28 protein-coding genes are annotated in these 21,154 nt (G+C 59.4%); 12 read left to right on the top strand and 16 right to left on the bottom strand.

Annotation, left to right across the window (positions count from 1 at the left end):
• Positions 1–61: 61 nt before the first annotated feature.
• The 3 genes from J4G43_RS40115 to J4G43_RS40105 form a co-directional block, all read right to left on the bottom strand.
• Positions 62–274, bottom strand: coding sequence for a hypothetical protein (locus J4G43_RS40115; protein WP_038935022.1), 213 nt, complete (start codon positions 272–274; stop codon positions 62–64).
• 202 nt (positions 275–476) lie between these two features.
• Positions 477–1,745: a hypothetical protein gene (locus J4G43_RS40110; RefSeq protein ID WP_321576293.1), complete on the bottom strand. Its 1,269-nt coding sequence runs from the start codon at positions 1,743–1,745 to the stop codon at positions 477–479.
• 26 nt (positions 1,746–1,771) lie between these two features.
• Complete coding sequence (locus J4G43_RS40105) at positions 1,772–2,950, bottom strand: zinc-dependent alcohol dehydrogenase (protein WP_041959905.1); 1,179 nt, start codon at positions 2,948–2,950, stop codon at positions 1,772–1,774.
• A 137-nt stretch (positions 2,951–3,087) separates the two neighbouring features.
• On the opposite strand from J4G43_RS40105, the gene J4G43_RS40100 reads away from it, so the two are divergent.
• The 4 genes from J4G43_RS40100 to J4G43_RS40085 all read left to right on the top strand — a co-directional run bounded on the left by J4G43_RS40100 (position 3,088) and on the right by J4G43_RS40085 (position 5,804).
• The gene (locus tag J4G43_RS40100) at positions 3,088–3,831 is read left to right on the top strand and encodes an SDR family NAD(P)-dependent oxidoreductase (protein WP_244433023.1); all 744 of its coding nucleotides are present in this window, start codon (positions 3,088–3,090) and stop codon (positions 3,829–3,831) included.
• A 202-nt stretch (positions 3,832–4,033) separates the two neighbouring features.
• Positions 4,034–4,156, top strand: coding sequence for a hypothetical protein (locus J4G43_RS55425; RefSeq protein ID WP_256461343.1), 123 nt, complete (start codon positions 4,034–4,036; stop codon positions 4,154–4,156).
• Positions 4,157–5,053: 897 nt separating this feature from the next.
• Positions 5,054–5,506 carry a YidB family protein gene (locus J4G43_RS40090; RefSeq protein WP_208088262.1) on the top strand — a complete coding sequence of 151 codons (453 nt, stop codon included), beginning with the start codon at positions 5,054–5,056 and terminating at the stop codon, positions 5,504–5,506.
• Positions 5,507–5,540: 34 nt separating this feature from the next.
• Positions 5,541–5,804 carry a GlsB/YeaQ/YmgE family stress response membrane protein gene (locus J4G43_RS40085; RefSeq protein ID WP_038935031.1) on the top strand — a complete coding sequence of 88 codons (264 nt, stop codon included), beginning with the start codon at positions 5,541–5,543 and terminating at the stop codon, positions 5,802–5,804.
• Between the two features lie 43 nt (positions 5,805–5,847).
• On the opposite strand, the gene J4G43_RS40080 is transcribed toward J4G43_RS40085, so the two are convergent.
• Genes J4G43_RS40080 through J4G43_RS40065 form a run of 4 tightly spaced genes read right to left on the bottom strand, consistent with a single transcriptional unit; the run spans position 5,848 to position 8,655 of the window.
• Positions 5,848–6,591: a hypothetical protein gene (locus tag J4G43_RS40080; protein ID WP_039147009.1), complete on the bottom strand. Its 744-nt coding sequence runs from the start codon at positions 6,589–6,591 to the stop codon at positions 5,848–5,850.
• Positions 6,588–7,004, bottom strand: a complete 417-nt coding sequence (locus tag J4G43_RS40075; protein WP_038937498.1) for a phage holin family protein — start codon at positions 7,002–7,004, stop codon at positions 6,588–6,590. Before J4G43_RS40075 ends, J4G43_RS40080 begins: the two co-directional genes overlap by 4 nt.
• Positions 7,001–7,681 carry a hypothetical protein gene (locus tag J4G43_RS40070; RefSeq protein ID WP_039147013.1) on the bottom strand — a complete coding sequence of 227 codons (681 nt, stop codon included), beginning with the start codon at positions 7,679–7,681 and terminating at the stop codon, positions 7,001–7,003. The genes J4G43_RS40075 and J4G43_RS40070 overlap by 4 nt, the downstream gene beginning before the upstream one ends.
• A gap of 11 nt (positions 7,682–7,692) precedes the next feature.
• A complete protein-coding gene (locus J4G43_RS40065) occupies positions 7,693–8,655 on the bottom strand; it encodes a hypothetical protein (protein WP_039147015.1) in 963 nt (320 codons plus the stop codon).
• Between the two features lie 874 nt (positions 8,656–9,529).
• Here J4G43_RS40065 and J4G43_RS40060 point away from each other — a divergent pair.
• Positions 9,530–9,778, top strand: a complete 249-nt coding sequence (locus J4G43_RS40060; protein ID WP_049803215.1) for a DUF6894 family protein — start codon at positions 9,530–9,532, stop codon at positions 9,776–9,778.
• 67 nt (positions 9,779–9,845) lie between these two features.
• On the opposite strand, the gene J4G43_RS40055 is transcribed toward J4G43_RS40060, so the two are convergent.
• The gene (locus tag J4G43_RS40055; protein WP_039156768.1) at positions 9,846–10,556 is read right to left on the bottom strand and encodes a Crp/Fnr family transcriptional regulator; all 711 of its coding nucleotides are present in this window, start codon (positions 10,554–10,556) and stop codon (positions 9,846–9,848) included.
• A gap of 538 nt (positions 10,557–11,094) precedes the next feature.
• Between J4G43_RS40055 and J4G43_RS40045 the strand changes: the two genes are divergently transcribed.
• From J4G43_RS40045 to J4G43_RS40035, 3 genes are all read left to right on the top strand, one after another.
• Entirely contained in the window at positions 11,095–11,274 is a 180-nt protein-coding gene (locus J4G43_RS40045; protein WP_038936801.1) for a hypothetical protein, read from the top strand.
• Positions 11,275–11,462: 188 nt separating this feature from the next.
• On the top strand, positions 11,463–11,660 hold the full coding sequence (locus tag J4G43_RS40040) for a hypothetical protein (protein WP_080588752.1): 198 nt from the start codon (positions 11,463–11,465) through the stop codon (positions 11,658–11,660).
• 286 nt (positions 11,661–11,946) lie between these two features.
• A complete protein-coding gene (locus tag J4G43_RS40035) occupies positions 11,947–12,099 on the top strand; it encodes a hypothetical protein (protein WP_157788456.1) in 153 nt (50 codons plus the stop codon).
• 408 nt (positions 12,100–12,507) lie between these two features.
• On the opposite strand, the gene J4G43_RS40030 is transcribed toward J4G43_RS40035, so the two are convergent.
• The 3 genes from J4G43_RS40030 to J4G43_RS40020 form a co-directional block, all read right to left on the bottom strand.
• Positions 12,508–12,780 carry a hypothetical protein gene (locus tag J4G43_RS40030; RefSeq protein ID WP_039147023.1) on the bottom strand — a complete coding sequence of 91 codons (273 nt, stop codon included), beginning with the start codon at positions 12,778–12,780 and terminating at the stop codon, positions 12,508–12,510.
• Positions 12,781–12,939: 159 nt separating this feature from the next.
• Entirely contained in the window at positions 12,940–13,209 is a 270-nt protein-coding gene (locus tag J4G43_RS40025; RefSeq protein WP_039147026.1) for a hypothetical protein, read from the bottom strand.
• Positions 13,210–14,061: 852 nt separating this feature from the next.
• A complete protein-coding gene (locus tag J4G43_RS40020; protein ID WP_038936809.1) occupies positions 14,062–14,499 on the bottom strand; it encodes a YybH family protein in 438 nt (145 codons plus the stop codon).
• An 818-nt stretch (positions 14,500–15,317) separates the two neighbouring features.
• On the opposite strand from J4G43_RS40020, the gene J4G43_RS40015 reads away from it, so the two are divergent.
• The 4 genes from J4G43_RS40015 to J4G43_RS40000 all read left to right on the top strand — a co-directional run bounded on the left by J4G43_RS40015 (position 15,318) and on the right by J4G43_RS40000 (position 18,280).
• The gene (locus J4G43_RS40015) at positions 15,318–15,470 is read left to right on the top strand and encodes a hypothetical protein (protein WP_155794972.1); all 153 of its coding nucleotides are present in this window, start codon (positions 15,318–15,320) and stop codon (positions 15,468–15,470) included.
• Positions 15,471–15,845: 375 nt separating this feature from the next.
• The gene (locus J4G43_RS40010; RefSeq protein WP_080703855.1) at positions 15,846–16,055 is read left to right on the top strand and encodes a hypothetical protein; all 210 of its coding nucleotides are present in this window, start codon (positions 15,846–15,848) and stop codon (positions 16,053–16,055) included.
• A gap of 140 nt (positions 16,056–16,195) precedes the next feature.
• Positions 16,196–17,272, top strand: a complete 1,077-nt coding sequence (locus J4G43_RS40005) for a glycosyltransferase family 4 protein (RefSeq protein WP_208088261.1) — start codon at positions 16,196–16,198, stop codon at positions 17,270–17,272.
• A 12-nt stretch (positions 17,273–17,284) separates the two neighbouring features.
• On the top strand, positions 17,285–18,280 hold the full coding sequence (locus tag J4G43_RS40000) for a L,D-transpeptidase family protein (RefSeq protein WP_041959912.1): 996 nt from the start codon (positions 17,285–17,287) through the stop codon (positions 18,278–18,280).
• Between the two features lie 396 nt (positions 18,281–18,676).
• Here J4G43_RS40000 and J4G43_RS39995 read toward each other — a convergent pair whose 3' ends face one another.
• The 5 genes from J4G43_RS39995 to J4G43_RS39975 form a co-directional block, all read right to left on the bottom strand.
• Positions 18,677–18,958: a hypothetical protein gene (locus J4G43_RS39995; protein ID WP_041959914.1), complete on the bottom strand. Its 282-nt coding sequence runs from the start codon at positions 18,956–18,958 to the stop codon at positions 18,677–18,679.
• Positions 18,959–19,021: 63 nt separating this feature from the next.
• Positions 19,022–19,285, bottom strand: coding sequence for a GlsB/YeaQ/YmgE family stress response membrane protein (locus J4G43_RS39990; RefSeq protein WP_039147035.1), 264 nt, complete (start codon positions 19,283–19,285; stop codon positions 19,022–19,024).
• Positions 19,286–19,294: 9 nt separating this feature from the next.
• Complete coding sequence (locus J4G43_RS39985; protein WP_038936814.1) at positions 19,295–19,759, bottom strand: YidB family protein; 465 nt, start codon at positions 19,757–19,759, stop codon at positions 19,295–19,297.
• A 73-nt stretch (positions 19,760–19,832) separates the two neighbouring features.
• Positions 19,833–20,453 (bottom strand): general stress protein, encoded by a 621-nt coding sequence (locus tag J4G43_RS39980; protein ID WP_038936815.1) that lies wholly within the window; start codon positions 20,451–20,453, stop codon positions 19,833–19,835.
• A gap of 37 nt (positions 20,454–20,490) precedes the next feature.
• On the bottom strand, positions 20,491–20,811 hold the full coding sequence (locus tag J4G43_RS39975; RefSeq protein WP_039147037.1) for a PepSY domain-containing protein: 321 nt from the start codon (positions 20,809–20,811) through the stop codon (positions 20,491–20,493).
• Positions 20,812–21,154 lie beyond the last annotated feature (343 nt).

Raw genomic sequence — 21,154 nt, 5'->3', positions numbered from 1 at the left:
GGTTGAGACGATTGTTCCTAGCCAAAAGCAGCCCGGCCGATTCTGGCTTCAGCGAGCCGCCCTACGTCGCAAGAACTGCAAAGATGTTGACGATCGGGCCGCTTGCCCTCTGATGTGCAAGCGGGATGCGGGCTGGCGGGTTGTCGAAGGCGCTACGCATATCCAGCCCATGCTCGGCAAACGGATCGTTGCGCAACTCAGAGAAAACTAGGGTCAGGCGCACGACGAATTCTTGTGGTTGCGCCTTCTGTACGAAAATCGTCGATGAGATCATGTGCGCCCTGACGTGCGAGAAGCTGGCCCGACTTGTCCGGGGTATCGGCCTCACGGCAGAGCTTCGTGCTCTCACTGTTCGTCAGTCATGGGTCGAGATGGGCATTCCAGGTCCAACGGCCTTCCCGTGCAGGCCAGTCCAGGATTGAAAGGCCAATATAACGAGCCTGACCTTGACTGAGCATTGTCTCTAACGCTCAGGATCAGGAAACTGAAGCAAGCCACCAGTCGCCGATCGCTCGCGTCAGAGCGATCCAAAGGCTCGAGGGGAGATCAGGCACGGCGATGCGGACGCTGTAACGGTCGGTCGTCAGGTCGTGAAACCATTCGGTCGCGGCAAAATCAAAGCCGAAACTTCCAGCGTGACGGATTGGAAAGCCGACTTCGCTTAGCTCCTCGCTCATGGCTGCGGCCGCCTGCCGGGCTGCCGCTTTGTCGAGAGGTTCGCGAGATCCCAACGTGACGTATAGTCCGTGAACGGGCTGCAACTGCGACGGCACGCCTCGCAGCCTCAAGGCGAAATGCCGGGAGGAGAAACGACCGTTGCGAAGGATCGAGGCCATACGCCTCCTCGTCAGGCGACGGTAAGCGGATGTGCCTACGAATGGCGGAAAGTGCGCGGGTAAGGCTGCGTTGCCCAGGAGCCTTATGGCGTTGCGCGTTTCCGCCATAAGCTCTTCGAGGCATGAGGAAGGAATCCGCTGTGTCGCGAAATCGCTGCGGATCAACGTAATGGAACCTAGCCGCCCGTACTCCGCACCCAACGAATCCAACTTATTGTGGCTCCGGACCAGGATCAGCGGAACGCCCCGGCGCCTCGACCACCTGATTACCTGCTCAATACGTCCCGAACTGCCGGTGAAACATGTTGTGTCGAAGATGATGAGGTCGAAATGCGGCTTTCCGCAATTGACGACATCGCCGAAATCGCGAGACGCGATGCATGAATCCAGCAACAGGACTCTGCGAGAGGTACTGTCCGTCGAGAAACTCTGGATCGACCCGATTACCAGGTGCAGTTGCTGCGCATAGCCGTCGATCAGTTCTAATGTTTCCCCGTAAGAGCCTGGCAGCGCAACGACCTCGCCACCTTTCATCGACTTGGAGAGTGCGAGGAGTAGCGAAGCAATCGCCCCCATTCCCGATGCTGTGTAGAGCGTTTGTCGAACGTGCCGCTCATCGAGCGCATAGAATGACGGTCCTTCTACGGCCAGGTCAGCGCGTTGATAGTCATATTGAAACTTGAAGGGCCCGCTGGATGGACGCGCGCTGCCGGCCCATGCGGTCTCGGTGGCGTTCCACTCCTGCATCTCATGCGCGGCTCTGAGGGCTGCGGTTAGCTGAAATTTACGACGAATGACTTCGGCGACCGAATCAGGGAGATCCAGTGATAGCGGTGCAGCCAGGCAGCTGTTCAGAAGCTTCAGTTCTTCCAGCTTGCGATCGAAATACGCGTCTGTGCTCTCCATCATAATCCTGCTCGGATAGCCGGCAGTCGTCAGGCTCCGAAAGGCTTCATCACAACTTTGATGCAACCGTCCTTCTTGTCCCGGAAGGTCTTGTAAAGTTCCGGCCCCTCCTCGAGTGTTGCCCGATGGGTGATGACGAAGGATGGATCGATTTCGCCCTTTTGGATGCGCTCCATAAGCTTCGGCATGTAATGCTGGACGGGGGTCTGGGCCATCCGGAAGGTGAGGCCGCGATTAATGGCGCTGCCCATAGGAATCTTGTCCAGATACCCGCCATAGACGCCGACGATCGAAACCGTGCCGAAATTTCGGCAGCACTCGATCGCCTGTCGAAGAACGTGCGGCCTGTCCGTTCCCATGAAGGTCGCGACCTTGATCCGGTCGATCACAGAGCCAATGCTGGCAGTGGTTTCAGGCTCGGTGCCAACGGCGTCGATGCAGGCATCCGCGCCGCGCCCGCCGGTCAACTCCTGGATGCGATCGTAGATGTCGTCGTTCTGGAAATCGAGTGTGATTGCACCCGATTGTCTGGCGAGTGCCAACCGTTCAGGAACGGTATCGATCGCTAGCACGCGCTCCGCCCCCAACAAAAACGCGCTCTTGATAGCGAACTGCCCGACAGGACCGCATCCCCAGACAGCCACTGTTTCGCCGCCCTTTATGTTGCAGAACTCGGCGGCCATGTAGCCGGTCGGAAAGATGTCCGACAGGAACAGCACCTGTTCATCGGTGAGACCTTCCGGGACCTTGTAAGGACCGACATCGGCGTAGGGCACGCGCAGGTACTCCGCCTGACCGCCGGCAAAACCACCGAGCATATGCGAATAACCGAACAAACCGGCCGGAGAATGCCCCCACATCTTCTCGGCCATCTTGGCGTTGGGGTTGGACCGCTCGCATCCGGAGTAGAAGCCGTTCTTGCAGAAGAAGCATTCACCGCAGGAGATCGTGAAGGGCACCACGACGCGGTCGCCGACGTTGAGCTTGGTATTGGCTTTGCCGACTTCGACGACCTCGCCCATCGTCTCGTGGCCCACCACGTCGCCTTTTTCCATGCTCGGCATGACGCCGTCGAGCAGATGCAGGTCCGAACCGCAGATCGCGCAGGCAGTCACCTTGATGATGGCGTCGCGTCCATGCTCGATCTTGGGATCCGGCACGGTCTCGCACCGGATGTCGCCTTTGCCGTGCCAGGTGAGAGCTTTCATCTAGGGAACTCCAAGCGAATGATGACGGCTAAGCTTGCTTGCGTCTCGAAGTCCTATCGCGTTAGGAACGGCGGCTGCCTAGCGCGATTGGAAAGGTAACTTGGGAGATAGCGGAGAGCCGAGATGGACAGGCAATCGTGACCGGCGCATCGACGGGAATCGGTTACCAGTTTGCGCGCATATGTGCGCGCGAAGGGTATGACCTTCGGATTGCCGCAGACGAGGTGGAAATTGAAAAGGCGGCCGCCGACCTGCGACGTGAGCCTGGCGCGGAGGTCGTCGAGGCGCTCCACCTCGACCTCGCCAAGCAGGAAGGCATCGACAAGCTCCACGCGGCCATCGGGGGCCGTCCGATCGACGTGCTCACGGCGAATGCCGGGCGTGGACTTGGGCATCCGTTTCTCGATCAGGACCTCGCCCGCATTCGCGATGTCATCGACACGAATGTGACCGGGACGACTTGTTTGCTGCATAGGCTCGGAAACGACATGAGCCGGCGTAATCAGGAGCGCATTTTAATCACGGGCTCGATTGCCGGCTTTACGCCCGGCAGCTTCCAGGCCGTTTACAACGCGTCGAAGGCCTATCTGAATTCACTGTCGTTTGCGCTTTGCGAGGAGCTTCGCGATACCGAAATCAGCGTGACCTGCCTCATGCAGGGCGCGACCGAGACCGAGTTTTTCAAGCGCGCCGACATGCTCGACACCAAGGTGGGCTCAGAGGACAAAGACGATCCTGCCATGGTCGCGCGCCAGGGCTTCGACGCCATGGTGAAAGGCGAGGGCGATGTTGTCCAGTCTGCAGTGGCAAATGTGACGCCCGCGGAGATGCTCGCAAAACAGCATCGTAAAATGGCGGAACCTGGCTCCGCCAAGCATTAGCCGGCGAACAGGAGGAAATGTCATGCTTACGAAATCAATGCTGGTTGGCGCCGTCTTGGCTTTCAGCTCAACTATCGCTTTCGGCGGCCCTTGCAATACAGCTAACCGCGATGCCGGCTCTGGACCCGTCACGACGGGCCAAGCGAGTACGAGCACGGGCACCCCCTCGCCAAACGCCAAGGAGCATCCGCCAACTTCTGCCATGAGCAAGTCGAGCGAGAACACCGCAACCTCGTCGCAGGACGCCCAGCGCCAGATGCAAAGCCAGCCGACGGCAGCTGAACAGTCGAAGACGACCACCGGCGCCCGCGACAATGATTGCTAGGCGGAAAAACTCCCAGGCCGAGCGCGAGAGGTTGGTGGTGGCCCTGCTTCTCGTGCTCGCCGTCTAGTAGAGGAAAGCCAGAGGATCCATATATTCTGCCGTCGCCGTATCGGCGCATAGGATCGTAGGGTTACACAGCGGTTGTCTTTCCTCGGCGTGGAGGGCGAGGAGTTCATTGATGGATGAAGCGGTGAAATGGACGGAACAACCAGTCGTGGGCCGACCGGCGCACGGCTACGTGCGCGTTCGCGGTGCTCGCTGGTTCAGCACAAGAGCTAGTTGCCAAAGGTACAGCGAGCACGCCGTGCAGCGCAGTACTTAGGATGTCGACCGACTATCAGTTATAGTCAATCGGGCCTCAGATTGGCGGCAATCGCCGCCAAAAGCGGACTTCAAATCAAGAATAGGAAGGGTCTTTTAGATCGGATCGACGACGTTCAGTGTGGGCGCGCGGACTTTGGCGGCATACTCGTTTACGACGTCAGCCGTTGGGGGCGCTTCCAGGACATTGATGAGAGCGCGTATTATGAGTTCTTGTGCAAGCGTAAGGGTGTGCGTGTTGAGTACTGTGCAGAGTTGTTCACGAACGGAAGCCTTTCCAGCATCGCGAAGAACCCAAAGCGAGGCATCGGAAACTCCGCCGCAGCAGTTCGCAGGGAATTGTCGAGATAAGGTTGAAGCGCGAGAATCATCGACATTGGCCCCAGAACGTTGGAACATCTAACGGCCATGACGGCCCCCGCATACAACCCTCAGAGATGACCTGCGCTTCTGTTCTCCCATCGACTAAGGCGGCTTCGGCCTAAGACTTCCGGGCGGTAGGCTGCGTTCGCGTGCCTAGGAACAGAACCGATGCGTCAGAGTTCGAGCTGTCTAACCTTATCACGGAGTTGCAAAATGACCCGCGGAATGCCGTCCATGACTGCGCTTTTAGGACTGCTCGCCATTGCCGGATATCAGAATCGAGACAAGCTGGCGGAGTTGCTAAAGGGCTCGGGAGCGGGGGCGTTAGAGCCCCGTAGTTCTCAACAGCCGCTTGGTGGGCTGCTCAGCAATCTTACGGGCATGCTCAGCGGGGCCGGAGTCAGCGGACTGCTTCAAGGAGGGATCGGCGAGCTGCTGGAGAAATTCAATCAAAATGGCCGCGGTGACGTAGCTCAGTCCTGGATCAGCGCAGGGCCCAATAAGAACATTTCGCCTCCGCAGCTGAGGGAAGCAATAGGCCCAGACGTGTTGGAAAAGCTTGAACTGGAGACCGGGCTTTCTCAAGAGGAGATTCTCGCAAGGCTATCCCGGGAGCTCCCCTCAGCAGTCGACAAATATACGCCGGAGGGACGCCTACCCAATTGAACTGCCGCCACGTCGCTTTTGAAAGGAATGAAGAATGAGCATTCTTTGGACCATCGTTATTGGCTTCATCGCCGGGGTGATAGCCAAGTTCATCATGCCGGGGGACAACGAACCAGCCGGGTTCATCCTAACGACCATCCTTGGGATCGTTGGTGCCTTCGTTGCGACTTACCTTGGGCAAGCCCTTGGCTGGTATCGTCCTGGCGAAGGCGCAGGGTTGATAGGCGCCGTGGTCGGCGCGGTCATCGTGCTATTTGTCTATGGCTTTGTGGTCGGCAGACAACGAAGACCAATCTGATGAAAGTGGGGGCATCAAGGCGAGCTCCGTTCATTCCGCAACCTTAGCCGGGTAGGGGGGACCTTACTTTGGCGGTGGCTGCCTCGGCGGCATCCATGCCGGTTTGCTTTACCCTATCCAGGGCTTCGGCACCTTTGTCGCCGACTTCTGCGATCACTGTATCTGAGGCTTCACGCAAGGCCTGCGATACCGCGCCGGCGCGACGATTAAGGTCGGCCTTCATTTCGTCGGCGACTTTGCCGATATATTCGTTCTCAATTTCGGAAGCGCGAAACGCGCCTGCGACTGCTGCCCCGATCGCCATGCCCACAATCCCAAGCACTAGGGGTTGTCTTTCAAGCAACTCAGTTAGTGACGATTGCGCACCGGTGAGTGCTTCCTTACCTGGAAGCGCATTGCCGAGCTTGCCAAAGTTCTCCTGCAAGAAGGCGACGCCATCGTCGAACCGATCCTGAACGCTGTCGGCAGCTCCTGAGACTGCATCGGAATCCGCTGCGGTGGCGCCGCGCAAAGTTTCGCCGACGCCCAGCGATCCCTCGTCGTCCATTTCAGGTGCCGTTGGAGGCGCCACAGTCTGCTTAATAGCCGACGCTGCCGACCTGAGAGGACTCGTCCCAGCATCGGCCACGGGTGAAACTGCATCCACAGCCGAGCGGGTCGCGGTCTTCAGCTTCTGGTCGCCAGCCACCAGCCAAAGCGCTCCACCTCCGATAAGCGCAGCGGCAAGGGGGTTTTCCCGGGCCGCCGTCACCAAATTGTCGATAAAACCGCTCTTTGTGTTGCTCATCGCACCATTCCTTTCATGGTGTCCTTATCCTTTTCAAGCTGGCCGATCGTTTCTTGAGGTGCCAGATTGCGCATATCAAGTCGTTTGATGCCGACTGCAAAGAGCACGGCAGCGATTACCGCCGCTATGAACGCCGATGTGAGATACGATACCGGTTGTGACCATCCTGCGGAGACCAACGCCGCGGACAGGGCAAACAGTGCCATGACGATCGCCGGAATCACCAGAACGGCACCACCTGCAATCAAACCCAGCGCGCCACCGAGTTTCTGAAGCTTGTCGCCAACCTCCGCCTTGGCCAAGTCTATTTCGTTCTGGAAGAGCTTGGCAAACTGCGACATGGTATCGCCCAGCAGCGTCGAGATGGCCCGAAACTCGCCCCGGCTGGTTTTGATATCGTGCTCGATGCTCATGGTACGGTGTTGCCCTGTGAGGATGACGTCTGTTGCGAACTCGGACCGGGCCGCGCGGAACCTTGAGGCCAAGTTTCTTCTCTCGCCGAGAACGGGGCGTCACGGGACTTATGAGCGTCTTCCGACGACGATTTGTCCGCTGTGCCACTCCGCTTTGATGATGACGATTGCTCGCCGGATGCTTTTAGGAAGCGGACCGCTGCGAAGCCTGCCAGCACTGATATTCCGAGAAAGGCCGCGGGCTGACGCTTGGCGAAATCAGTTGCGCCTTCTACGAGATCCCGGAAGCTGCCATCGCGGATCTTCTGGGCGGCTTCTTCGACATAGTCGGCAGCAGAACCGATGCCGCGTGCAGCGAACGGTACGTCGCTCTCGAATGCTCGGCCGGCTTCACGCATGTTGCCTGCGAGGCGCTCAACGAAATCGGCGCCCGTCCGCTGCTGCTCGCGGGCCTGGCTCTGGATCTGGTCCACAGTCCCTTCCGTCACCCCTTTTGCTGCATCCGCCGCTTCGCTGAATTTGTCCCGCGCGAGATCGGCCGTTGCCTGAAAGGCATCGCCAGCGCGCTGCTTCATCTCTGCACCGGCTTCACCGATCTGTTCCTTCAGATCCTTCGAGGGGCCCTTGTCTCGGTTAGGCGCGAACTGCGTAATGTTGTTCGGGTCCACATCGTTCATGATGGTTTCCTTCAGGTGTTGGTGTTTTGGGAGGGGCTAAAGGCGGCTTTGACGACGTCGTCCGCAGCCTCTTTCAGAATGCCCGCGACATCCTGCGTCATACGACTGGCGTGGGTGCCGAGATCGGCCTCGGCGACCTTTTGCGCCGCCGCGTCGGCTGCCGACGTGGTTGTCTCTTTCGCTGCCTCGAATCCGGATTGGGCCGCAGCGGCCGCAGCCTGCTTCACGCCATCGCTGGCCCGACCCATCACCTTGCCTTCAACCTTGGTCTCGGGAAGAGCCGCAGCGATGATAGCGCCGATCGCGATGCCCAAGCCTCCGATCAGAGCAGCATTGTCGCCGATGGTCTGACGGGCCTGGTCAGGCGCGTTCGTCGCCGCATCCTTGGCTGCGTCGATGCCACTCTTGAGTTTTTCACCTGCAAAACTGGCAGCCTTTGTTGCGCCTGTCCGCAGATCATCCGCAAGGCCGACGGCCCGATCTTGTGCGTCTTCAGCCATGCCAGCGGCTCGGCTTCGAGCGGAGGATAGCTTTTCTGTGGCGTCGCCCTGCATGGCCCGGGCACCCTCCGTCAACTCCTCGAGCATTTCTCCCGCTCTATCCATTGCCGGACCGGAAGCGTCCGCAGCGCGATCACGCACTGTCTTCGAGGTCAGGGCAAGCCCGGCGCCGATCATCAGAAGTGGCAACGGGACACCTCGCGCCAATCGCAGCAGCGGAATTCCTACCGCAGCGCCCGCGGCCACTGCGCGCATGGGATTGCTCATGATCTGCTGCTTGAGCCCTTCAATCCAGCTTTGGGTCTTGTGGCTGACATATTCGGAGACTTCGGATTTAATGTGCTGCGGCGAGACCTTGTGGCGGATGTCCTCGGCGGTGTCCGATATCTGGTCTCTTAGTCGCCCTACCGTAGCTGCCAGCTCTGCGCGGCTGCGTTCGGACTCATGCCTCAACTCCTCCACTGATCGCGCCATCGCTTCACCCTCTTGCTTTATTCTTGTGCTTCATTTCTTGGATCTAAGGACGAACACACGCTTTGTTGAATCGTTCCTAACTGAACAAGGGTGACGCGCCGCCGGCCAAACTCTCCGCTGCGCGCAAGACTTTGGTACGTGAAAAAGTCGGAGCAGCGGTGGCGTGCCGAGAGGGGAGCTCGGGGAATGTCGCGTCCGATCGTAGGATCTCGCAGGACTCGCGCTTGCGCGGGCGGGCACAAGCGATCCGATACGATCGGCGGCACTGCCTGCCTTGTTAAAGTTATCGCAGCTCAAATCGAGACATTCTGCCGCGGCTGGCGGAAATGCGTTCGAGCAAATTCGCTTCCCACCTAAGCCAGGAGCCTTGTGGTTGTTACCGGGCATACTCCCTGTACCGCGAGGAGCGCGGGCTTTGGGACGGGTTTGAGTTCAACGAACGACGTCCTGGCCGGGAGGTCGCGATCGAGACTGGGCCTTTTCGCTGGAGAGGCGTGCTCAAGTGTCGATTTTCCGCGAAATGCTTTCCCAGGAATAGTTGACCAGTGTTGTCTGGGCCGGCACAGAGCGCTCGAGGGCTCAGCGCGAGCGGGGACCACCTTAAACGTGCGCTAACGGAGCTGCCGCTCAACGCGGGGTGGCGCTTACTTCTCAAGCGGACCAGCGATCGTGCTCTTCTTGGTGCGCATGCTCGTTGAGCCGTTCGGCGAGCTGGTCGGCGAGCTCTTCTGTCTCGGTATTTGCTTTCCGAGCGCGGTGGCCTAATTAGGAACGCCACCCTGTAGCTGCTCTTGTCCCTCTATCACCGGGACCGATCAAGGCAACCCCTGACTGAGAGACACGACCGCGCTCCCGCCCAAACGGAGGAGCGTCTATGCCGCGCTACTACTTCCATATTTTGAACGGAAAAATGCTTATCGATGACGTCGGCGTTGAAGTGGCCGACACCGAGGCAGCGAAACTTGAGGCAGTGAAGTACGCAGGTAATGTCCTGACGTCTGAGCATCCCACCGACATGTGGAAGGGGATACCATGGGAGTTGAAGGTCACGGACGGCCCTTCGCCCAAGGAAGGTCGAACTTTGCTCACCCTCACGCTAACCGCTGAAATCAACCCCACTTAGGTGCTTTCTGTGGACGCAGTCGCGCGACGAAGGCATCGGGCCTCGCGCGCGGCTTCGAAGGTGGCGGCTATCTGCTCAAACTCTTCGATTGCTCCACCAGCGTCGTGTAACATTCGCAAGATAAACGTGCGAGAATCTGCCGATCGAGGATGCTGATTTCTCCACGGGCGTAGTGAATGGCGCCGGTGTTCTGTATTTTTCTTGCGACCTCTGTGACCGAGGTGCGCCGCACGCCCAGCATCTCGGCCAGGAACTGTTGGGTTAGATTAATGGTGTTGCTTCCTGCGGTGTCAGCCGTTTGGAGGAGCCATCGGCAGAAGCGCGCTTCAATGACATGAACGGCATTGCAAGCGACATTGATCCGGGCTTGAGATAACAGGATTTCGTTGTAGCCTACGCAGAGGTTTCGCAGTGTGGTGCTTTCTCCCGTTGCCTTGCGAAATCGGCTTGCCGGAATTCTTGTCACCTCGGCTTTGAGCTGCACAACGACCCGAACAAGAGAAATATGCGCGCCAAGTCCGGCCATGGCTCCAACAACGCCTTCCCGGCCAACGGTCGCGGTTTCGATCGCCCTGCCGTCCTTCAAGACGGCTAGCAGCGAGAGCATGCCCAGGTGTGGGAAGTAGACGTTTTCGGTCTCGTCTCCGGCTTCGATGAGGATTACACCCTGGTCGAGTTGCTCGACGACCATGTAAGGTGAGAGCAAACTAAATTGAGCGTGCGGCAAAGATCCGAGAAGATTGTTGGTATGTTTCGCCGAAGCGCTGTTTTTGGCCAATGCGGCTCCCGCCCGGTCGGTCGGGCCGATCTCCGCGGGACGGATGCGCTCCGAGAGCACGCAAGCGGGAATAGCTTGTATAGGGAACTTTAGGTCAGCCTGTCGGTCCGATTTCCGTCACAGCGACGCTACAGGTCGGGGAAACTCACGACGGGAAAAACCCTCTACATAGGGCAAAGTCTAGGGCGAGACTTCGTTCCTGGCCGCGGCGAAGTATTTGGGACTCGCTTTTCTTGGTCCGATATCGGACACTCAGGGGGTCACCGCGAGGACATTGGCTGTTATCGGTGATGAGAACGCCGGTTGCGCTCCCGCCCTCTCTCACAGGGAGCAGCGCCATGCAGCAGCAGCGACGCCGTTTCAAACAAATACTCTCACTCGAAGGACGTCTCGCTCAAGAGGCGAGGCGCCTGCGAGAAGAAGCCGAGTGTCTTCCACTTGGCAGGTTACGCGACGAAGCCATTCGCCGAGCGCGCCAAGCGGAGACCGGCTCGCACATAAGTGAGTGGCTGCTGTCTCCCGGACTTCGCGCGCCCACGTGAAGGATTACCGCGCGTACCTCCTCGATCAGGACGGACACATTTTCGGCGCCCATGGCTTCGATGCTGTGGACGATGAAGAAGCCTTGCAAAAGGCAAGGCGCCTCGTCGACGGTCACGACGTCGAGATCTGGCAACTCGCGAGAAAAGTCGGGCAAATCAAGACCGCGATTGACTAGCTGCTCGTCCTGCTTTGATTTTGGGAGCTCCGGAGTCTGTTTCATTAACTTTTGGCGTTGGTGCAAAAGTGAACTTATGTCCGGTATCGAACAATGCTAACGTCGGTCATCACCGCACGGTCCTTGGCTCTTATCGGTGATGAGAACGCCATTAGCGCTACCGCCTTCCTCAGGAATGGAGCAGCGCCATGCAGCGACGCCGTTTCAAGCAAACAGTCCCCCTTGAAGATCGCCTTGCAGATGAGGCGAAGCGCCTTCGTGAGAAGGCTCGCTCGCTTCCGCCAAGTATCGAGCGGGAGCGCGCAATCCGCAAGGCCCGGCAAGTAGAGACCGGCTCTCAAATGAGCGAGTGGCTGAGGTCGCCCGGTTTACAGGCCCCGAAATGAGACCAGCCAAAGAGGTACCTGAAGGTACGCCCCTGATTGAAGGCGCTGCACAACTGCTGCGGCGCGCTCGCGAACTTCCCCTCGGCGGCGCCAGAAACGAGCTTCGACAAATAGCGAGGGTCATGATCAAACTTCATCGGATCGGTTTTCGCGACTACATAGAGATCATGAGAAAACCTACGATGCATTGAGGCAATCCGGCGTCGCGCAGCGTCCACTACCGTACATTGCTAATATTGAACAATTTTGCTTCTCCCTCGTCATATTTAAAACGGGGAGAAGCAAGGTGGTCATAAAAAACGAACGCGTCGAACTCGAAATGAAGATCATGAAGTACCGCGCATTCCTCCGACAGATGGCATTAGACCCCGAGACAGAGGCGCGCATCCAAGAGATGATCGCGGATCTGGAAAGCCGGCTGCGATCCATCGACGAGTAAAGCCGCCTTAGTTGGCGGCTTTTTTCAATCAGCAGCATTCGTTTTTCCGCATAGGCCAGCGGCCTTAATGGCGTCGCGCCATTCTGATGGGCGTTCCGCCGAACTAACACTCTTGCTTGGAACCGATTGGCAAGCGATCGATTGTCACCGCATCATCGGCCGTACTCCGCCTTAGGCGTCGGTGACTGAGAGACCGATTGGGCTCCCGCCTGCGTAGCATGGGAGCGTGCCTTGGTCGAACAGCCCCACATCAATCCGTATTCAGTCCACGCGCGCATCTGCCTTGGCGTTGCAGCCTTTGGCGCCGCACCGTTTGTTGCGGCGCTGTTCATGGGCATGCGGTAGGGCCGCCTGCGCCAGCATGGACAAGCGGCGCGGCCGTAGAAGTAAAGCCAGGAAGAGACTGGCTTACTTCATGTTACCTGGCGCCACCTTCGTGCCGCCTTGGTCGCTGCCGGGACCAGAGCCGCCCTGGCCGGATGCATCGGGTTTCACCATTCCGCCCTTGGCCATGCCGTCTTTGCTCATGCCGGTGGTGCCTTTGGTCATCGAACCTTTGTCCGTATTGTGCATGCCGGGCTTCTGCATGTTGTCGGACTGCGAAGCGGGCCTGGAATTCTGAGCGAAGGCGGTACCGCACATAAGGCCGAGGGCGGCGGTAGCCATAATGATCTTCTTCATCGAAAACTCCTGTTTGGATTCGTGCGGGGCCAACGGGAGCGCAGAAGCCACGTTCCTAAACCGTCCGTTCAGAAGGAAAGAAAATCTACCAGGGGTTCTGAAACCAATCCGGGTCGGGACCGTACCGCCCAGGCTTTCGGAAGAGCTGCCAGAAGGCTTTTATTTGCGGGCCAGCAGGTCTTCACTGGACGGCATTAGCTTCACGTAAGTCCCGCTCTCGTGCAGCTGGAGCGAACCGCGCTCGATCGCGTGTTTGAGCCCGGCGCCGAACTCGCTGCCACTGCCCTTCAGCTTGAACAAGAAGGGCGCGTTGATCCTCTCGATAAAGATGCGGTCTTCCTGAGCGGCCTCGACGCTCGCTGCGAGCTCGACGAGCTTGCGCGCGGCCGCCTCCGGATTTGCGTAGGGTCGTTCTTCGGTGTGCTTCATCGGTATGTCCCATTGGCCGCCTGGCGACATAGATGTGCTGGCGGTGGGGATAGCTCTCCGCCGGCTTCCAGCTGTCGAATGTGGTGCCGCAGACGCAGCGAATGAGCGTGCTTCGGATCTCGCTGTCGAGCTTCTCGCTCCGCGCCCGCTTGGCCGCCATCACGGCGCGCCAGTCGCGGTCTTGGCGCCATTCGGCGAAGGCATTGTGGGTGATGTTTGGCTGTAGATCCGACCATGCGGCCCCGAAAGCCTCGCGCGCGGCTTCGAAGGTGGCCGCTATGCCACTCGGCCATGTGCCTGGCTCCATGCCGGGATAGAAGCCGATCGACCAACCCCATTCATCAGCGTGCACAGGCACGCCGGCGCGAGGCTTGCGCATGGGCCTAGGTCGGCCCCAAGAGGTTGGTCAATAGGCGTGCGTAATCGTGCTTAAGTGGTAGCGCGTCTTACCGCTCGTTCCGCATATATGGACTGCTTTCCGAAACCAAAAGCACTGACGGATCGGAACTGGGCAGACCCTTGTGGCCGAACGAAGCTTTCGGCAGAGCCGCGGTGCAGATACTCGCGATCAGAGCGATTGAAAACAAGGCCGCTATCACAATCCAAAGGTCCCTCTGCATGTCAGCGTTCCGAAGCAGAGTATCGATGGCAACGCCAACGCAAGGCTTGGTGAGTCGTTCCTATCAGGGCTAATCAACGGCGCCGACGTCGGCTTAGGGGATTCAAGCAGTTTCTGAAACCAGAATATTGCCGGTTTTGAGCCAAAGCGGGCATCTCTAGCACTGGGCCAAGTAACCCTTTTGGGTGTCCGGCAAGGCCACCGCCTGACCGGACCGACGAAGCTCGACCGCTTTAGTTGAACGTTTGCAGCCTCAATTTGAGGGATCCATCGGCTTGGCGTTCGAAGACGTGCGTCGCCAAGCCACTGAAGGGAGACGGCTTGCCCTCCTTGTCCTTACCCGTGGCACTCCACTTGGCTGTGCCGAATACGATTTTGTCGTCTCCGCCGGCGTCGACCATCTCCAATTTGTGACCCGTTACATCGTTGGCGAAGAGTCCGGCAAAGAACTTTTCGATCTCAGCCGGACCCGACGCGACCTGATGTGTGGGCGGCATCAATTTTGCCGTCGCGACATAGGAAGCCCCGATGGCTTTCTCGTCCTGCTTGTTGAATGCGGCATCCCAGGCGGCGTAAGCCTTCTCCACGTCCCCCTTGGCGTCCGCGGCCAACGAAACGCCCGGCGCGCCGAGCAGGCAAATGACTAGTGCTGATGTTTGAGCCCACCTCATAGGATACTCCTTTTGGATAAAACGCCTTGCCAGATCGCTCAGATAATGAGTCCGGTAGTCTGCCGCGCGGCTGTGCTCCCGCCAGCATGAGACACCGTCGCCGGTCGCGCTGTAGCGGCCATTGGTTAGGAAGGAGGTGCAGGCGGCGCTAACTTCAACGGCGCCAATCACCTCGGGAGTCCACATCGCGCGCCATGACACCGCTAATGCAACCGGTCACACATGCGCCGAACTTCAACCACCATGACCAGTTCTGCGAAGGCACATTCATCATGGTTGGTTGGGAGGATTCCACCCAATAGTTCGCGGAACAGCAATTCCGGGCAATTACCGTCAACGGCGCTGACAAATGGGAGACGCGGCACACCATTGCCTAGGTCGGAAATCCCTGCGTTGGTCACAGGCCGTGAAGTCACGACCGGATGACACTCGGGCCCCGAACGTAAGCTCTCGCGCTTCAAGGAAGCGTATCGGCAGATTAAGAACGGTCGAGATGACGTGCCCGATCCAGCCATCTTTGCAGGTGAAGCTTTGCCAATCCTTGGTCAGATCGCACCCGATGGATTTCAGTGTCGGAAAAGCGGCAAGCTCCGGGACTACGTCGAGGTGCTGGTAAACGGCCCATTGCGGCTATGAACTTGCTTGACCCGAAGCCGACGATCCCGAGTGCAGCATCTCGCGGGTGCAGCATCAGGCTTGGACCCCGATTGCCATATTTTCCCACCGCACTATCTTAACGTGCGCTGGAACACACGGATTGATCCTCCATTAATCGACACGAAGGACGCTGAATTTACGCGATTGGGCTAGCTCGCTCCATGAACAAGAACCGGGAAAAGCGGATACTGGAAGAGCGCCTAGAGCGCTGCCGGCGGCTCGCCAAGGAATTTCCGAACGACCTAACCGCAGAGCACCTGCGCCAGATTGAAGTCGCCCTCGTCGACGACATCAGAGCCCTAGAACAGCACTAAGGCGCTCCGTCTCTACCGGAACCAAGGGGAGTGCTGTACGTTGCCGCGCTGCCCTTAAAAGTAACACCATTGAATCTAAGTGGGTCGAGGGTCTTCTCCGGCCGCTCGGCAAGTATGGAAGTAATCCGGCGCAGGGTTTGCTCTTGCTCGTCGATCTTACTCGCATCGGCCATGGTTTAGCATTCGGGCACTGGAGCTCGAAGCGATGGGATTGCGCTTGGACGGCGATGGCGAACTCCAAGTGTCCCGTGAGCCGTCACGGCCTCGATACGGTCCAGCTCCGTCACTGAGCTTAAGATTTTCGGGAAAAACTGGAAACCTCCGCTCGGGCGATGAGTTGCCGTCCCACGATGTCAATTTTGTTGGACCCGGAACATGGTCGACGAAGCCCTGCGGCGGCGAGCCGTGGATACAGTTTGGTCCCTCCATCGCGCGAAGCATCGCGACGTGGATGCCGCGGACAGCCGGCGTTGTCTGCTGCGGCGCCACCTTCAAGGAAGATGGGAAGCGCGCGTGAGCGAGGTCGAAGAACTGACCGGATTCGGCCTGGCCTACTCGAACCGTCTCCCCAAGGACGAATGTTGAGGCTTATGGAGAAGCTCGTCAGGCAATTGGTGGCAAGCACCGCGAGGCCGGTCTGGACGCTGTTGATCATCTCCGAGCTCGTTTCGGCTGCCATCATGCTGATCCTCCTATTGATGTTTCCAGTCTAGAGGATCGGCAAGATGCGCATTGCTCAGCTTGCTCCCCTCGCCGAAAGCGTTCCCCCAAAGCTCTACGGCGGCACCGAGCGGGTCGTGGCGTGGTTGGTGGACGAGTTGGTAGAACTCGGTCACGAGGTCACACTATTCGCGAGCGGCGACTCAAGGACGAAAGGCAAACTCCAACCCGTATGGCCACGCGCGCTGCGCCTCGGTCGGAAGGGCGTGGACCCCAATGCGGCCAGTGCCGTGCTGCTGGAGGCCATCGCCAGGCGCGCGAAAGACTTCGACGTGATCCACGCACACATCGATTGGTTGCCGCTTCCGCTGCTCAGCCGGCTCGGCGTGCCCTTCCTGACCACGATGCATGGTAGGCTAGACCTCCCCGGCCTGCCGGACGTGGTGCGCGAGTTTCCCGGCGCGGGTTTCATCTCGATATCCGAGCACCAGCGCGTGCCGCTTCCTGACGCAAACTGGATCGCCACGATACAGCACGGGCTGCCTTCGCACCTCTTCCGCCCGTCTTTCGATGAGGGATCCTATCTCGCCTTCCTCGGTCGCCTTACGGCGGAGAAAGGTCCCGAGGACGCGATCCAGATCGCGCGGGCGGCCGGAGAGCCACTGCGCATCGCCGCCAAGATCCCGCGCGGTGAGACCGGATACTTCAAGAAGAAGCTTGAGCCGCACATAGATGGTCGAACGGTTCAGCTTGTGGGGGAAGTCGATGATGCGAAAAAGCAGCCGTTCCTCGCCGACGCAGCGGCCCTCCTGTTCCCGATCGATTGGCCTGAGCCCTTCGGTCTCGTCATGATAGAGGCGATGGCTTGCGGGACGCCCGTGATCGCCTACCGATCCGGATCCGTGCCGGAAGTCGTTGAGGACGGCGTGACGGGTTTCATCGTCGAGAATGAGGACCAGGCGGTAAGGGCGGTTGGAGAGCTTGGCCGTCTCGACCGGAGGGTAGTCCGCGCCCGCTTCGAAGCGCGCTTCTCCGCAAGCCGGATGGCGCGAGAGTATGAGCGCGCCTACCGAGGCTTGATCGTCGATCCCGGCGTGAAGGAAACGGACCTTTGCCCAGGTGCTCAGCCGTCGATACCATGAAAGGATTTGGTGATGTGGCCTCGAAAGGTGAAACACATCATTGTTCTCCTGGCCGTGATGGCCGGCCCGGCGGCGCGGTGCGCCGAAATGGGCGCGGCTGCTATCGATGCCGCCGAACCATCGAAGAAGATCTTGTCGAACGAGAAGCCGACGCCGGCGGGGGTTCGGTTACAAGTCCTGCTCGACCGGGCCCACTTCTCGCCAGGTGAGATCGACGGCAGATTCGGCGAGAACGCGAAGAAGGCCCTACGCGCCTTCGCGGAGGCGCGGCAATTGCCGAGCTCGGACGTTCCGACCGAGGACGTCTGGAACGCACTGCGCGCGGACGATCGGCGGGTCACGGCGAACTACACGATCACCGAGCAGGATGTCGCCGGACCTTTTCTTAGCAAGCTCCCGTCGAAGATGGAGGAAATGAAAGACCTGCCGAAGCTGGGTTTCACCAGTCCGCGAGAAGGACTGGCCGAGAAATTTCATATGAGCGAGCAACTGCTGGCGGCGCTCAATCCCGGGCAGCGCTTCGACCGCCCCGGCGACGACATCATCGTTGTGGATACTGGCAGTGCAGAGGCCGGCGCGCCGTCGAGGGCGGACAGGGTCGAGGTCGACAAGAGTCGGCAGACCGTGAAGCTGTTCGACAAGTCTAACGTGCTTATCGGCTTCTATCCGGCAACGGTCGGGAGCGAGGAGAAGCCGTCGCCATCCGGCACTCTGAAGGTGACCGAGGTCGACCGAAATCCGACCTATCGCTACAATCCGGCCTACCACTTTAAGGGCGTTCAATCCCGAAAACCTTTCACCATCAAGCCGGGCCCCAACAATCCGGTTGGAACGGTGTGGATCAACCTCACCGCTGAAGGATACGGCATTCATGGCACACCGTCGCCCGACAAGGTCTCGAAGGCGGAATCCCATGGCTGCGTCCGTCTGACCAACTGGGATGCGGAGCGGGTTGCAACGAGCGTCGCGAAGGGCACTCCGATCGCCTTCGTCGACGGCTCACGATGACAGCAAATGCACCGCGAGCGTGGCCCCCCGGCGCCGATTGGCGTGAATGACTCCGGTCGGTCAGGTCGGCGAGTGTTTATCGAGGTAAGCGCAGCATCGAACCCGGAACCTGTTCTGGCGTTGAGTAGCCTGGTTGGCGCCGGCTGTTTATCGAGGAGCCATTGGAGGAGGAGTGGAATGGATACGGCCGAAGGTTCGAGCGCTAGCTTCCCTACCAGGTTGCCTCGCGACGCACACTAAGCCGCTGGAGCTTACGCCCGCCGACGGCAACGGCGGTGAAGAGCTTTTTCAAGGCAGCTACAACACTCGTTTGCGACCCCTATGTTCCAAACGTTCAGACGTCACGGTTTCGGACTTGGCGGCGGCGTGGGTGCGGCTTGAGAGGCTGAGAGGGCATCAATTGCTCGGCTGCTGCGGCGCTATGGTATCGCCGCCTGCATGAGGAACGCACGTACCGATGTTGCTAAGCAGGCGTTTGGCCTGGAGGTCGCGCATCTTTGAGTATTCGCGTCGTCGCTCGATATTTGCCGCGGCCCATCGGTCCCAGACCTTGAAGGCGTCGGTGTAGTGCTTTCGCATCTGCTCCTCGGCGGCAAGGCAATCGGCGAATTTGTCGAAGACCAGGTCGGTGTTGACCGGTGTCATGCCTCCTACCAGGACAACGAGCATCCATTTCATCTGCTGTGCCTTTCGCGCCGGACGGATATTCGCGTTTACGCGAAGAATTTCCGGTCACCGCGGTTAGATAGCCCGTCGACTGCGACCGGCCACAAAACCGTAGACAAAAAGCACGATGATAGCGCCCACGACCGCCCCCACCAGCCCTGCGCCTTCTCCAGGCCGATACCAGCCTAGTGACTGGCCAAGATAGGTCGCAAAGAACGCTCCCACTATTCCCAGGATCGTGGTCAGGATGAAGCCGGAGGGCTCGTTGTCGCCAGGCATGATGAACTTCGCGATGACGCCTGCGACGAAGCCAATGATGATCGTCCAGATGATGCTCATATCTCTCCCCTAGCCTTGCGATCCCGATGGAGCCGGAAGACGTCCGTCAGGCGTGTATTTGTCCACCGCTGCCGGCAGCTCGCGAGACAATCGGTCGAGAATCTCCTGCTGCGACAGGCCGGTCTGCTGCTCCAGTTTTTGAAGGACGTCCGGACCGATAGCCTGCTGGAGTTCGGGCGGGGTGACTTCCCGGTTTGGCCCTTGATTGATCCAGGATTGGGCCGCATCGCCCTGTCCGTTCTGCTTGAAGTGCTCGAGCAACTCGCCGATCCCGCCGTTCAGCAGCGAACTCACGCCGCCGCCTCCTACAAGGCCGCCAAGATTGCCGAGCATACCGCTCAGGGAATCCTTGGCACCCGCCGGCTGACCGGAGGTAGCGTTGCGAAACATGTCGGCGAGCTTGTCCCGATTTTGGTAACCGGCGATTGCGAGCAAACCCAAGAGGGCGGTCATTGATGGCATTCCGCGACTCATCTTCGGCTCCTGAGTTCGATGGGCAAACGTACGCAAGAAAAGGGCGACCCGCCTTGGCGGGCCGCCGGGTAATTCATCGCAGGCCGGTGCCGTAGAGCTGGCGCTCTCTCCGGACCTCCTCCGCGCCATAAGGCTGGGCGGATGGATCATAATTTTTCCACCCTGCCTTCTGCCAGGCTGCGCTCCGGTCGCGCAGGTTGACGGCGGACTGATTCAAGATCGCTTCGTATCGCGTCCGATCCGCATCCGGCACACGAGCTGAAACCAGCGTACCGCCGCGCCTCACACCTTCGGCGTAGAGTGGTGCTTCCTCATCGGATACGCCGGCCTGCGTCAGCGCCCCAACGACCCCGCCTGTGGCGCCGCCGGCAACGGCACCGAGCGCGGTCGATGCGAGCCATCCGGCCGCCACGACCGGACCCAGGCCGGGGATAGCCAACAAACCAAGGCCCGCGAGCAAGCCGGCAGCGCCACCAAGACCTGCGCCGACGCCCGCTCCCGTGGCTGCGCCTTCCGCCCGATCGTCCACCCCATCGCGATCGCGATCGACCTTCTTGTCGGTGCTGTACCAGTTGTCGGAATTGTTCGCGACGATGCTCAGATCCGAATGCGGCACGCCCGCGGCCTCCAGGCTCGTCACCGCGCGCTGCGCATCGGAGTAGTTATCGTAGAGACGTGAAATCGTAACCGTCATGCTGAATCCCTCCTAATTTTCGCTGGTGGTCGCCAGGTTACTTGGCCGCGTTCACGTTGCCCTGGAAATCCAGACTGATATTGGTCGAGGCACCGCCTTTGCTGGCCTTTCCGCGCCAAACGCCGTTGTCGTCCTTCTTCAGGGATGTGACGTTACTGTAGCCCGCGTCCTCGATCTTCGACTTGGCCTGGCCCTCGGTGAAGCTGTTGGCGCCTTCAACCGGCTTGCTGGAATTGTTCTGGCCGGAACTGTTGACCGCATTGTTGTTGGGCCGATCGGTCGCCGGCGGATTTTGCGCGAACGACGGACCCGCCAGAAGCGAAGCAGCCGTCAGCAGCAAAAGAAATGTCTTTTTCATATCGTCCTCCTGTAGTGGCAAGGCCCAACATACGCTGAACTGAGAAGTTCCAAGTTTTCCCGGTCCGCAGGGCTTGCATGGAGGATCTAAAAAAGCATCTACAAGAAAGCGGGAGCGAGCTCCGGGGCGCGTACTTGAACCTATTAGAAGGAGAGCCCTGACGTGGTCCAACTCGGACCTAGGGCGACGTGCGCCAACGCGCCCCTGTCAGAAGTAATAGCGAACCTCGTACGAAGCGCAGCGCGGGGTTATAGTACATTTGCTGAGGCTGTTGCGGCAGGCGCGGTATCCCAAAGCGCAACGTGTGATCCGCCCTTAGCTGTGTTCAGGCGTGCACCGTGTC

Source organism: Bradyrhizobium barranii subsp. barranii (assembly GCF_017565645.3).
Lineage (GTDB): Bacteria > Pseudomonadota > Alphaproteobacteria > Rhizobiales > Xanthobacteraceae > Bradyrhizobium > Bradyrhizobium barranii.
Note: the sequence above shows the minus strand (reverse complement) of the source record. Positions and strands in the feature narration are given on the sequence as shown.